Source organism: Micromonospora sp. U21 (assembly GCF_018070045.1).
Taxonomy (GTDB): domain Bacteria; phylum Actinomycetota; class Actinomycetes; order Mycobacteriales; family Micromonosporaceae; genus Micromonospora.
Map to the genome: position 1 here is coordinate 121,850 of NZ_JAGPYK010000018.1, position 12,699 is coordinate 134,548.

General features: G+C 72.1%; 12 protein-coding genes. 9 read left to right on the forward strand and 3 right to left on the reverse strand.

Going from position 1 to position 12,699, the window contains the following annotated elements:
- From KBX63_RS22825 to KBX63_RS22840, 4 genes are all read left to right on the forward strand, one after another.
- Positions 1 to 1,281 carry an ABC transporter permease gene (locus tag KBX63_RS22825; RefSeq protein WP_210913811.1) on the forward strand — a complete coding sequence of 427 codons (1,281 nt, stop codon included), beginning with the start codon at positions 1 to 3 and terminating at the stop codon, positions 1,279 to 1,281.
- A 48-nt stretch (positions 1,282 to 1,329) separates the two neighbouring features.
- Positions 1,330 to 2,064, forward strand: a complete 735-nt coding sequence (locus KBX63_RS22830; protein ID WP_210913813.1) for a cytidine deaminase — start codon at positions 1,330 to 1,332, stop codon at positions 2,062 to 2,064.
- Between the two features lie 12 nt (positions 2,065 to 2,076).
- On the forward strand, positions 2,077 to 3,357 hold the full coding sequence (locus tag KBX63_RS22835; protein WP_210913814.1) for a thymidine phosphorylase: 1,281 nt from the start codon (positions 2,077 to 2,079) through the stop codon (positions 3,355 to 3,357).
- 111 nt (positions 3,358 to 3,468) lie between these two features.
- The gene (locus KBX63_RS22840; protein WP_210913815.1) at positions 3,469 to 4,149 is read left to right on the forward strand and encodes a DUF4272 domain-containing protein; all 681 of its coding nucleotides are present in this window, start codon (positions 3,469 to 3,471) and stop codon (positions 4,147 to 4,149) included.
- 2 nt (positions 4,150 to 4,151) lie between these two features.
- Here KBX63_RS22840 and KBX63_RS22845 read toward each other — a convergent pair whose 3' ends face one another.
- Positions 4,152 to 5,162, reverse strand: coding sequence for a putative RNA methyltransferase (locus tag KBX63_RS22845; RefSeq protein WP_210913816.1), 1,011 nt, complete (start codon positions 5,160 to 5,162; stop codon positions 4,152 to 4,154).
- A gap of 1 nt (position 5,163) precedes the next feature.
- Complete coding sequence (locus KBX63_RS22850) at positions 5,164 to 5,661, reverse strand: MarR family winged helix-turn-helix transcriptional regulator (protein WP_210913817.1); 498 nt, start codon at positions 5,659 to 5,661, stop codon at positions 5,164 to 5,166.
- Between the two features lie 58 nt (positions 5,662 to 5,719).
- Between KBX63_RS22850 and KBX63_RS22855 the strand changes: the two genes are divergently transcribed.
- Complete coding sequence (locus KBX63_RS22855; protein ID WP_210913818.1) at positions 5,720 to 6,187, forward strand: PPOX class F420-dependent oxidoreductase; 468 nt, start codon at positions 5,720 to 5,722, stop codon at positions 6,185 to 6,187.
- A gap of 2 nt (positions 6,188 to 6,189) precedes the next feature.
- Positions 6,190 to 7,269, forward strand: coding sequence for an adenosine deaminase (locus tag KBX63_RS22860; protein ID WP_210913819.1), 1,080 nt, complete (start codon positions 6,190 to 6,192; stop codon positions 7,267 to 7,269).
- A 4-nt stretch (positions 7,270 to 7,273) separates the two neighbouring features.
- Here the strand turns inward: KBX63_RS22860 and KBX63_RS35425 are convergent, their stop codons facing one another.
- Entirely contained in the window at positions 7,274 to 7,567 is a 294-nt protein-coding gene (locus tag KBX63_RS35425) for a hypothetical protein (protein ID WP_236646990.1), read from the reverse strand.
- Between the two features lie 502 nt (positions 7,568 to 8,069).
- On the opposite strand from KBX63_RS35425, the gene KBX63_RS22870 reads away from it, so the two are divergent.
- The 3 genes from KBX63_RS22870 (at position 8,070) to KBX63_RS22880 (ending at position 12,573) form a co-directional block, all read left to right on the forward strand.
- Positions 8,070 to 11,702, forward strand: a complete 3,633-nt coding sequence (locus KBX63_RS22870; RefSeq protein ID WP_210913821.1) for a nitrate- and nitrite sensing domain-containing protein — start codon at positions 8,070 to 8,072, stop codon at positions 11,700 to 11,702.
- Positions 11,699 to 12,103, forward strand: a complete 405-nt coding sequence (locus KBX63_RS22875) for a roadblock/LC7 domain-containing protein (protein WP_210913825.1) — start codon at positions 11,699 to 11,701, stop codon at positions 12,101 to 12,103. The genes KBX63_RS22870 and KBX63_RS22875 overlap by 4 nt, the downstream gene beginning before the upstream one ends.
- A gap of 98 nt (positions 12,104 to 12,201) precedes the next feature.
- Positions 12,202 to 12,573, forward strand: a complete 372-nt coding sequence (locus tag KBX63_RS22880) for a DUF742 domain-containing protein (protein WP_089021735.1) — start codon at positions 12,202 to 12,204, stop codon at positions 12,571 to 12,573.
- The last annotated feature ends 126 nt before the right edge of the window (positions 12,574 to 12,699 follow it).

The following is a 12,699-nucleotide window of genomic DNA, read 5'->3' on the forward strand; positions in this document are numbered from 1 at the left end:
ATGTCCACCATGGCTGTCCCCGACGTCGCGGTCGCCCCGGTCGACGCGGGCTTCTGGACCCGGAACCGCAAGGTCGGCCTCGTGCTGCTGGCGCTCGGCCTGCTCGCGGCGGTGCTCTTCGGTGCGCTCGCCACCGACCAGCAGGCCCGGTTCACGCTCAGCGATGACGCGGCCGGCGCCGCGCTGGAGATCAACGGCACGATCGGGGCGATCCTGTTCGGGATCATCGCGATCGCCGCCGGTGCGGCGCTGCTCGCCGGGGTGCCGAAGCGGTGGTTCCTCACCGTGCTCGGTGTCGGGCTGGTCGGCTTCGTGCTCTCCTTCCTCTGCTGGCAGGTCTCCGCCGCGCCGACCGGGCAGAACTTCATGCCCCTGGTCAACATCATCCGAGGCACCTTCATCCTGGCCCTGCCGCTGATCTTCGGTGCGCTCGCCGGGGTGCTCTGCGAGCGGTCCGGCGTGGTCAACGTGGCCATCGAGGGGCAGTTGCTGATGGGCGCGTTCAGCGGCGCGCTGTTCGGCAGCCTCTCCGGCAGCGTCTGGGTGGGCCTGGTCGCCGCAGCCATCGGCGGCGCGTTCATCTCGCTGCTGCTGGCCGTCTTCGCCATCCGCTACCTGGTCGACCAGGTGGTCATCGGCATCGTGCTGAACCTGCTGGCGGTCGGCGTCACCGGCTTCCTCTACGAACGGCTGATGCAGACCGACGCGACGAAGTACAACAGCGCGCCCCGCTTCGGCAACTGGAACATTCCGCTGCTCGAGGACATCCCGGTGCTCGGCCCGGCGCTGTTCCGCGGCAACATCTTCCTCTACCTCGGCCTGCTCCTGGTGCTGGTGATCCACATCGGGCTGTTCCGTACCCGGTGGGGGCTGCGGACCCGCTCGGTCGGTGAGCACCCGACCGCCGCCGACACGCTCGGCGTCAAGGTGCTGCGGGTGCGCTACCGCAACGTGCTGCTCGCCGGTGTGGTCGCCGGCATCGGGGGCGCGTCCTACACGCTGGCGCTCTACTCGTTCACCAAGAACATGATCGGCGGCAAGGGCTTCATCGCGCTGGCCGCGCTGATCTTCGGCCGGTGGAACCCGACCGGGGCGCTGCTCGCCGCGCTCTTCTTCGGCTTCGCCGACCAGCTCGCCACCTACCTGGGTGCGATCAACAGCGTGATCCCCAGCCAGTTCCTGGCCATGCTGCCCTACCTGGCGACGATCCTGGCGGTGGCCGGGCTGGTCGGCCGGGTCCGGGCACCGGCCGCCGACGGCAAGCCGTACATCAAGGGCTGAGCCCGGTGCCGACGCGGCGGGGCCGAGGTGGTCCCGCCGCAGGCCACGATGACGGTGCGGCAGAATGATGGGATGACTGAGATCGACTGGGCGCGGTTGCGCGCCGCCGCCGCGGACGCGATGCGGCACGCCTACGCGCCGTACTCGACGTTCCCGGTCGGTGCGGCCGCGCTGGTCGACGACGGCCGGGTGGTGGTCGGCTGCAACGTGGAGAACGCCGCGTACGGGGTGACGCTCTGTGCCGAGTGCGGTGTGGTCTCCAGCCTGCACGCCACCGGGGGCGGCCGCCTCGTCGCGCTCTCCTGCGTCGACGCCACGGGTGAGCCGTTGATGCCGTGTGGCCGGTGCCGGCAGCTGCTCTGGGAGCACGGCGGGCCGGAGTGCCTGATCGAGTCCAAGGGCCGCCCGCTGCGGATGGCCGAGTTGCTGCCGCACGCCTTCGGTGTGGAGGACCTGGAGGCGGTGACCGGCGAGACGCCGGTGCCGGTGGTGCCGGAGCGGTTGGCCGCCTGGCGCGGGCGCGGCACGGTCTTCGTGCACCCGGACATGTCCGCCGGGCAGCAGGTCTGGACGGCCTACTGGGAGCGGTCGGCCGGGGATGACGCGGGCGCCGAGACCGGCGTGCTGGAGGAGGCTCCGAGCTGGGACGACCCGGCGGAGGCGATCACCTGGGGGATGGCCCGGACGCCCCGTGTGGTCGTGGTGGACGCGACCGGCACCATCTTCTGGGCTGGTGAGGGTGAGCCGCCTCTGGAGATTCCTGTTCGCTGGTCTGCTGAGTAGGAAGAACTTCTGATGAGTGGGTTTGCTGCCGTCGATGTCATTCGGGTGAAGCGGGACGGGGGTGTGCTGTCGGACGCGCAGATCGACTGGGTGCTGGATGCGTACACCCGGGGGGTGGTGGCCGAGGAGCAGATGTCCGCGCTGGCCATGGCGATCCTGCTCAACGGCATGACCGGCCCGGAGATCGCCCGGTGGACCGCCGCGATGATCGCCAGCGGTGAGCGGCTGGACCTCTCGGCGGTGCGCCGCCCGACGGTCGACAAGCACTCCACCGGCGGCGTCGGCGACAAGATCACTCTGCCGCTCACCCCGCTGGTGGCGGCGTGCGGCGCGGCCGTGCCGCAGCTGAGCGGGCGCGGCCTCGGGCACACCGGCGGCACGCTGGACAAGCTGGAGTCCATCCCGGGCTGGCGGGCCGCGCTCAGCAACGACGAGTTCATCACCCAGCTCGGCGACGTCGGCGCCGTGATCTGCGCGGCCGGCGCCGGGCTCGCCCCCGCCGACCGCAAGCTGTACGCACTGCGCGACGTCACCGGCACCGTGGAGGCGATCCCGCTGATCGCCAGCTCGATCATGAGCAAGAAGATCGCCGAGGGCACCGGTGCGCTGGTCCTCGACGTCAAGGTCGGCTCGGGCGCCTTCATGAAGTCCGTCGACCAGGCACGTGAGCTGGCCCGCACCATGGTGGAGCTGGGTGGTGCGCACGGCGTGCGGACGGTCGCCCTGCTCACCGACATGTCCACCCCGCTCGGCCTGGCGATCGGCAACGCGGTCGAGGTGACCGAGTCGCTCGAGGTGCTGGCCGGAGGCGGCCCGGCCGACGTGGTGGAGCTGACGCTGGCCCTGGCCCGGGAGATGCTCGACGCCGCCGGCCTGCCGGACGTCGATCCGGCAGCGGCGCTGCGGGACGGCCGGGCGATGGACTCCTGGCGGGCGATGATCCGGGCGCAGGGCGGCGACCCGGACGCGCCGATGCCGGCCGCCCCGGAGATCGAGGTGGTCCGCGCCGAGCAGGACGGGCACGTGGCGGCCGTCGACGCGTACGCCATGGGGGTGGCGGCGTGGCGGCTCGGCGCGGGCCGGGCCCGCAAGGAGGACCCGGTCAGCGTGCCGGCCGGGGTGGTGCTGCACAAGCGGCCCGGCGATCCGGTGCGGGCCGGTGACGTCCTCTACGAGCTGCGCGCCGAGGACCGGGCGCGGATCCCGGCGGCGCTCGCGGAGGCCGCCAGCGCGGTGCGGATCGCGCCGACCGCGCCGGTGCCGACGCCGCTGGTCATCGAGCGGATCGGCTGACTCGGCCCGAGGTCGGGGCGGCGTGGTGCCGGTCACCAGGGAGCGCTATTCTCGCAGGCCAAGGGGGGATAGCCGGCCTTGAGCCGTCGCGAGCAGACAGGAAAATTTGCCGTGACCGTACCTGCCCCCAACCCACGCGAGGTGCGCGAGGCGAGCCTGGACGAGTTGTCCCGGCTCGGCCTGCCGTTGCCGCCAGCCCAATTCCCGCTCGTCTGGGAGCCGGGTGACGAGATCGAGCTGCGCCCCACGGTGGAGATCGAGGCGCGGATCGCCGTGCTGCACCTGATCCTGGCCCGCTGCTTCGGGATGCCCCCGCAGGCGGCGATGACCTGGCTGCTCGGCTCGCACCTGATGGAGATGGTGACCCCGCCGGAGTGGCAGTTCGTGATCGGCGGCAAGGGCGACCACCGCTCGTTCGTGCTGCACCACGACGCGCTGTTCGCGCTGGCCTGGGTGCTCGGGCTGAGCAAGCAGCTCGACCCGACCCTCGCCGTCGACGAGCGGCTGGTCGAGCGGCTGCCGCACATCGCCGAGGGGGAGACGTTCCCGCGCTGGCGGTCCCGGATCCTCGCCGCGCCGCAGCATCCCGCCGACGCGGCCGCGCTGCTCGACCTGCACTACTGCCTGGACTGGGCCTACCTGGAGACCGAGCGGGTCGGGCGGTCGCTGCCCGGGCTGGTCGACGCGAACGCGATCGGGCAGCGGCGCTGGGCGCTGGAGTGGGCGGTGGTCCTGCGCGGGCCGTACCACGATGAGCCACCCGGCTGGGAAGAGGTCGACCTCTCCACCTGAGGTCAGCGGGGTCGCTGGACGTCGAGCCGGACCGCCACGGTGACCCGGACCGGTTCGGGCAGCGCGGCCAGCCGGGTGGCGAGAGCGGCCGGGTCGGTGTGCCATGCGCTGGGACCCATCCCGACCAGGGTGGCGACCTCCGGCCGGGTCAGTGCCAGCTCCGCCCGGTGTACGGCCGAGCTGACCACGGTGAAGTGCCCGCCCAGGCTGCCGGCCACCCGGTCGGCCTTGTCCGGGGCCACCCGCAGCAGGTCGAGGGCGTCCACCAGTTCGGTGAGGTGGTCGGCGGCGGGGGTGACCACCAGCAACGTGCCGGCCGGGTCGAGCACCCGGTGGAACTCCGCGCCGTTGCGCGGGGCGAAGACGTTCAGCAGCACGGAGGTCGAAGCGTCGGCGAGCGGCAGCCGCTGCCAGGTGTCGGCGAGCGCCGCGGCCGCCCGGGGATGCGCCCGCGCCGCGCGGCGCAGCGCCGGCTTGGACACGTCCAGGGCCAGACCAACCGCGTCCGGCAGCGCAGCCAGCACCGCCGCGAGGTACCGGCCGGTGCCGGCGCCGGCGTCCACCACCAGGGGGTACGCCTCGAAGTCGGGCGTCGGCGGCGCAACCCGTACCTCTGCCGTTGTGTCCTTTGCTCTGCTTACATCCGCGCAACAGTTCTGCCCGGAAACCGTTGCGTCGGTTGAAGCAGAGCAAAGGGCGGACGGGGTAGGTCGCGGATACGTGGCGGCCGTCGCGCGGAGCCGGCCGGCGGCGTCCGTCGCGGCGGCGGCGAGGGCGGCCGAAATGACGTCGTAGTGCCCGGCGGCGAGGAAGTCCGCCCGGGCGGCCACCATCTCGGCGCTGTCGCCAGTGTGCGGGGCGCGCCCGGCGAGCAGGTTGACGTACCCCTGCCGGGCGATGTCGAAGCTGTGCCGACGCGGGCAGCGAAGAGCCCCGGCGGTGCCGGCGGTCGCCTCGGTCAGCGGCTCGCCGCAGACCGGGCAGCGCAGCCGGTCGAGGATGCGCGGGTCCACGTCAGGCCGCCGGTTCGGGCTGCGGGCGGGTGGCCCGGAGGTCGGGGTCGGCGAGGTGGTCGACCACCCGGTGGGTGAGCGCGCCGAGCGCGTCGACCTCCGCCGGGGTGAGCAGGTCGATCAGGTGCCGTCGGACGGCGGCCACGTGGCCGGGGGCGGCGGACTCGATGGCCTGCCGGCCGGCCAGGGTGAGCACGACGATGGAGCCCCGGGCATCGTCGGCGCACTCCTCGCGGGTCACCAGGCCGCGCTGCTGCATCCGGCTCAGGTGGTGCGAGAGCCGGCTGCGCGACCACAGCATCCTGTCCGCCAGTTCGCTGAGGCGCAGCCGCCCCTGCGGCGTCTCGGAGAGGTCGGAGAGCACGTCGTAGTCCGGCTCGGAGAGGCCGGCGTCCTGGGCCAGCTCGCGGGCCAGCTCCAGGTCGAGCAGTCGACGCATCCGGCGGTAGCCGCGCCAGGCGCGGTCCTCCCGTTCGTTCAGCCACCGTGGTGGGTCCATGCGCCCAGTCTAGCCATTTCGTTGACATGTCACCGATCCGGGTCGTAGGGTCGGTGACATGTCAACTAATCAGCTTTGGGAGCTGTTCGGCACGAAGGGGCGCGGGGTCCTGGTCACCCTGCGCCGGGACGGCCGACCGCAGCTGTCCAACCTCGACTACCTGGCCGAGCCGGGGCTGATCCGCTGCTCCACCACCGGGGGTCGGGCAAAGGTGCGCAACCTGCGCCGCGATCCCCGGGCCAGCTTTCACGTGACCACCCCGGACGGCGGCGCGTACGCGGTCGCCGAGGGGACCGTGACCCTCAGCGAGCCGGCCGTGGCCACCACCGACGCGACGGTTGACGAGTTGGTCGAGGTCTACCGGCGAATTCGCGGCGAGCACCCGGACTGGGCGGACTACCGCGCTGCCATGGTCGCCGACGGGCGGCTCGTGATCCGCCTCGACGTGCGCCGGGTGTACGGCTGGCGGCCGTGCAACCCCGGCCGGTCCCGTCCCGGTTCGCCGGGGCCGCTGACTAGGGTCTGAGCATGGTCGCAACTATCCGGTACGAGGACATCGTCAAGGTCCCGAAGGCGCTGCTGCACGACCACCTCGACGGCGGGCTGCGGCCGGCGACGATCGTCGAGCTGGCCGCGGAGGTGGGGCACGAGCTGCCCACCACCGACCCGGAGGCGTTGGGGCGCTGGTTCGTCGACGCGGCCGACTCCGGCTCGCTGGAGCGCTACCTGGAGACGTTCGCGCACACCGTGGCGGTCATGCAGACCGCGCCGGCGCTGCGCCGGGTGGCCCGCGAGTGCGCGCTGGACCTGGCCGCCGACGGGGTCGTCTACGCCGAGGTGCGGTTCGCCCCGGAGCAGCACCTCGAACACGACCTGAGCCTGGACGAGGTGGTCGAGGCGGTGCTGGCCGGTTTCGCCGAGGGCACCGCCCAGGCCGTCGAGGCGGGGTTGAGCATCCGGGTGGGCACCCTGCTCACCGCGATGCGGCACGCGGCCCGCTCGCAGGAGATCGCCGAGCTGGCCGTGCGGCACCGGGACTCCGGGGTGGTCGGCTTCGACATCGCCGGCGCCGAGGCGGGCTTCCCACCCACCCGGCACCTGGACGCCTTCGAGTATCTCCAGCGGGAGGACTTCCACTTCACCATCCACGCCGGCGAGGCGTTCGGCCTGCCGTCGATCTGGCAGGCGATCCAGTGGTGCGGCGCGGACCGGCTCGGCCACGGGGTGCGGATCGTGGACGACATCACCCCCGGCAGCGCGCCGGTGCTCGGTCGGCTGGCCGCGTACGTCCGGGACAAGCGGATCCCGCTGGAGCTGTGCCCGTCGTCGAACGTGCAGACCGGAGCGGTGGACTCGATCGCGGACCACCCGATCGGCCTGCTGCGGGACCTGCGGTTCCGGGTCACCGTCAACACCGACAACCGGCTGATGAGCGGCACGTCGATGTCGCGGGAGATGGCCCTGCTGGTGGAGACGTTCGGCTACGGCTGGCGGGAGATGCAGTGGTTCACCATCAACGCGATGAAGAGCGCTTTCATCCCGTTCGACGAGCGGCTGCGGATCATCGATGAGGTGATCAAGCCGGCGTACGCGAAGCTGCTCGCCTGACTGGTCAGCCGTGCGGGTGGCCGGCGAGCAGGCCGGCCACCCGGCGCAGCACCTCCCGGGCCCGGGCCGCCTCCGCGCCCAGCCCGGTCTGTCGGCGCAGCACCGCGGGCTCGGCACGCAGCAGCGCGACCCCGCGCCGGACCAGCACCCGTGGCGCCTTGCGCTGCTCGGACAGGTCGCGGGCCAGCCGGCGGACGAAGGTCGCCCCGCGCGGCCGGCGCAGCGCGTACGCGCCGGCGAGCAGCCCTCGACGGCGGCACTCCTCGACGATCTCGGCGGCGAAGATCCCTTCGGCCACGAAAAGTGGCGATCCGGCGACGTCAAATGACCGGGTGGCCACCCTTCGATCCGCGCCGATCGCATAAACCGGCACATCGGCCCGACCCTCGCGAGCCAGCCGGGCAATCGTTTCCACCGCGGTGAGGGCGTCCCACGACTCGGGTGATTCCCAATCCACCTGGCCGTTTCGTAGCGGCAACGTAGGGTCATCGCCGTCTTTGTAGAAGTCGTCCAGGCAGAGCACCGGCAACCCGGTTTGCTGTGCTATGTACGACTTTCCGGAGCCAGAAGGGCCGGCGAGCAGGACAACGCGGTGCGGATGTTTCATTACCTTCAGTTACTCCGGCCAGACGGACTGCTATCAAATCGCATCAACATCTCATCACACCTTCAGCGGGTGACAACCTGGGCTTTCTTCTTGCCGGGCGGCGTGATGGAATCTCGGGGGTCCGACCCGCCGGGTCGGACGCTGGGCGTTGCCCGGGGCAACACGTTCAAGCTGTAATCGCGAGGGCGGTGACGTGAGCAAACGGCCAAAGACGGCGGGCTCCTTCCTGTCGCGGCTGCGCCGGCCGGCCAGCCGGCTCCGGGACATGCCGATCTGGTCCAAGCTCGGTCTCATCATGATCGTGCCGACCATCGCCACGGTCGTGGTGGGCACCAGTGGTCTGGTCGACCACCTGGAGACGCTCAACAATGCCAACCGTGCCGGCGACCTGGCCAACCTGTCGAGCTACTCAGGTAACCTGGTCGACACGCTTCAGGATGAGCGGACCACCGCCGTGCTGCTGCTGGGGGCCAGGGGGACGCAGCCGACGGCGCAGTACCAGGAGGCCTACAACCGGGTGAACTCCCGGGTCGACCAGGCGAAGGGCCCCTACCTGCAACAGCGGGCCGAGATCGAGGACCTGCCGAGCAGCCTGGATGGTCTGCTCGACGGGATCGACCAGACCCTGAAGGACCTGCCGGGCGTCCGCAGTCAGGTGTTCAACGGCAAGCTCAAGCTCACCGAGACCATTCAGGCGTACGAGGGCCTGATCAACGACCTGCTCGCCATCCGTGACTCCGCCACCCAGCTCGCCGGTGACAACGACCTGAGCGACCGGATGCGCGCCGCTGCGGCGGTCGCCCGGGAGAAGGAGTTCCTCTCCGTCCGCCGGGTCGTCGTGCACCGCGCGCTCGCCTCGGAGCAGCGGCGGATGACGCCGGTGCTGCGCACCGACTACATCGCCAGCGGCACCGGCCAGCAGCAGGCGTTGCAGAGCTTCAAGGCCGTCGCCAGCCCTGACGAGGCGAAGTTCCACGACCAGACGGTCGCCGGCGGTGACCGCCGGGAGGCGCAGAACTACACCGGCTGGATCGACGGCAACACCACCGGCGACATGCGCGGTGCGCCGTTCGGCCCGGACCAGTGGGACTCGGCCATGACGGCCAACGCCAAGCTGATCCGCACCGTCGAGACCAGGCTCGACGGCGACGTGGTCGCCGAGGCCGACAACCTGCGCTCGGACGTCCAGCGTCAGGTGTTCCTGGAGACCGGCCTGCTGCTCAGCATGCTGCTGCTGGCCATCCTCTTCGCCTACCTGGTCGCCCGCTCGATGGCCCGCTCGCTGCGTGACCTGCGGCAGGGCGCTCTTTCCGTCGCCCAGTACGGCCTGCCGCAGGCGGTGGCCCGACTGCGTGACCCGCAGGTCGTCGGGCAGCTCTCCCCGGTGCAGCTGGCCAACCAGATCGCCGAGCCGCTCCCGGTCCGCAGCAAGGACGAGTTCGGCCAGGTGACCGAGGCGTTCAACGCCGTCCACCTGGAAGCCGTCCGCACGGCCGCCGAGCAGGCGGCGCTGCGCGCCTCCGTGGCGACCATGTTCGTCAACCTGGCCCGCCGTTCGCAGATCCTGGTCGACCGCCTCATCGGGCACCTCGACCGGCTGGAGCGCGGCGAGGAGGACCCGGACCGGCTGGCCGAGCTGTTCCAGCTCGACCACCTGGCCACCCGGATGCGCCGCAACGACGAGAACCTGCTCGTGCTCGCCGGCGCGGACTCCACCCGCGTGCAGCGTGAGCCGGCAGCGCTCATCGACGTGCTGCGCGCCGCGCAGTCCGAGGTCGAGCACTACACCCGGATCGAGTTCGGGGTCATCGACCGGGACATCGAGGTCGCCGCGCACGCGGTCAACGACCTGGTGCACCTCGTCGCCGAGCTGTTCGACAACGCGACCGCGTTCTCGCCGCCGGACTCGCAGGTGATGGTCGAGGCCCGCCGGGTCGGCGACCGTGCCTCGCTCTACGTCGAGGACCGCGGCATCGGCATCAGCAACGACCAGTTGCACGAGCTCAACGAGCGCCTCGCGACGCCACCGCAGGTGGACGTGGCCGTGTCCCGGATGATGGGCCTCGTCGTGGTCGCCCGGCTGGCTTCCCGGCACGGGGTCCGGGTCGAGCTACGTCCCGGCGGTGACCGTGGCACGGTCGCCGACGTGACCCTGCCGACCTCGGTGCTGGTGCCCCGGGCGCTCTCCGGCCGGGTGCAGCAGCCGCCGGCGCTGCCCGCGGCCGGTGGCCCCCAGCACAACGGTCCGGTGCCGGCCTTCGGCGCGCTGCCCGCACTGGGCAACGGCCCCCGCCCGAGCGAGTCCGGCAACCAGGTCACCCTCGGTGGTCGCCCGTTCGACCCGGCGTCGCGCAACGGTGCCGACACCCCCGCCAACACCGGTGCCTACCGCTCGATGCCGGCCTGGTCGGACCTGACCGGTGCGGCCGGAACGAACGGCGGTGACGGGTTCACCCCGCGGACGGCCAACGGTCAGCCGATCGACCCGCTGCCGCAGCGCCGCTCCGGCGACGACTCTCCGGACGCGGGCCAGCAGCCGGCCATCCCGAGGCAGTTGCCCAGCAGCCCCGAGGCGCACCCGTACTCGCCGCCGCCGGTCTCCGCGCAGCCCTACTCCGGGGCACCGGTCTCCGCCTCGCCGGCCTCCGGCCAGCCGTATTCCGCACAGCCCTACTCGGGTGCGCCGTACGCCGGTCCGCCGGTGTCGGCCGCCCCGGCTTCCGGGCAGCCGTACTCGGCCCCTCCGGCCGGGCATCCGTACTCGGCTCCGCCTGCGGGTCAGCCCTACTCGGCCCCGCCGGCCGGTCAGCCGTACTCGGCGCCGCCGGCATCGAGTCAGCCGTACTCGGCGCCGCCGGCCTCCGGCCAGTCGTTCAGCGGCTTCGCGCCCCGATCGGCCCCGCCCGCCCAGGCGCCCAACGCCCCCGCGCCGCCGGCCTGGCCGCCGGTTCCCGGTGGCGACCGGGACGCCGCTACCCCGCCGGTGCCCGAGCGGCTCGCCGCCGCCCTGGACATGACGACGGAGCTGCCACGGGTGCAGCGACCGGCCGAGCAACCGGCCGCAGCGGCTCAGCCGACGGCACCGACCTCGGCGGCACCGGCGCAGAGCCGGCCGGCGCCACAGCAGCCGCAGGCCCAGAACCGGCAGCGGTACGCGGACGAGACCATGGAGCTGCCGATCTTCCGGGAGCTCGAGTCGGCCTGGTTCCGTACCCGTCGGCCGGGTCCGGAGGAGGCGGCGGCGGCTCAGGCGGCCGCACCGGCCGCCCAGCCGGCGGCGAATGGCGGCACCGCGACCCAGCAGTTCGCGACGGTCGAGGCCAGCGGCCGGGCAGTCCACAAGACACCACCCGGGACGACAGGTAACGCACCGATGGCAGACACTCCGACGGCCGGAGGAGCGCCGCGGGACAACGGGTCGACAGCGAACGGGGGCGCCCGCCCCAGCCTCGCCGAGAGCCTGCCGACCCGCCGGCCCCAACAGCAGACCAACGGCTGGCAGACCGCCGCCGACGACGGCTGGCGTGCCGCCTCGGCAGCGGCCAGCGCGGCCCCGGTGAGCGAGACCACCACGACCGGTCTGCCGAAGCGCAAGCCGATGGCGCAGCTGGTCCCCGGCGCGGTGGAGAAGCCCACCACCTCGGTCCAGCGGCGTTCCCCGGAGGCGGTCCGTGGCCTGCTCTCCGCCTACCACCGGGGCGTGCAGCGAGGGCGTAGCACCTCGGACAACCCGACCAGCCCGGAGGCGACTCCGGGAGGGCAGCAATCCTCGCAGTCTGGCTCAGGCCCAGCGGCCGGGAGCGGGCAGAAGGAGCAAGAAGGATGACAACTACGCAGGATCTTGGTTGGCTGCTGGCCAACTTCGCCGACCGGGTGCCCGGTGTCGCGCATGCGGTCGCCGTCTCGGCGGATGGCCTGCTTCTCGCGTCGTCACGGGATCTCCCGCGGGACCGGGCCGACCAGCTCGCCGCGATCGCGTCCGGTCTGGTCAGCCTCACCCAGGGGGCGGCCCGCTGCTTCGAGGGAGGCGCGGTGCTGCAGACCGTTGTGGAGATGGACGATGGCTTCCTGTTCCTGATGTCCATCTCGGACGGCTCGTCCTTCGCCGTGTTGGCCGCCCGCAGCTCGGACGTCGGGCAGGTCGGCTACGAAATGGCGTTGCTGGTCGACCGGGTGGGCGACGCGCTGACCCCGCAGCCGCGTGCGGCCGCGGGCATGCTGGGCTGACGCCTCGCCGATCGTGAGGTCGGCGCTACTGCAACAACGACAACGACGGGTTTCACCGGTGGGAGCCGGTGCCGGGTACGAAGGAGGTGAGCGGCGACATGGCCGATCGTGACGAACCGACCGGAGCGTTGGTCCGTCCATACGCCGTGACCCGCGGTCGTACCCGTCCCCGGCTCGACATCGCGCTGGAGGCGCTCGTCGAGACGACGGTGCGCGGCCGGGCCGCTGCCAATGGCAACGGTGGCCGTGAACACCAGTACATCGCCGCGCTGTGTGACGGACGCGTGCAATCGCTCGCCGAGATCGCGGCGCGGATGCAGCTCCCGCTCGGTGTGGCCCGGGTGCTCATCGCCGACATGGCGACGGACGGCCTGGTCGCAGTCCACGAGCCGACCATTTTGGACGACTCCGACGACGCGGTGGGCACTGAACTGCTGGAGAGGGTGCTGAGTGGACTTCGCAGGCTCTGAGAGGGCATTCGATGACGTCGTGCCCGACTTTTCGGTTTAGTCTGCTGCACTGTTCGCACGATTTGCCTGATCCATGGCGATGCATCCATCGGAGGGGAAGCGGGCGGCGTTCCGTTTCATCGCGGA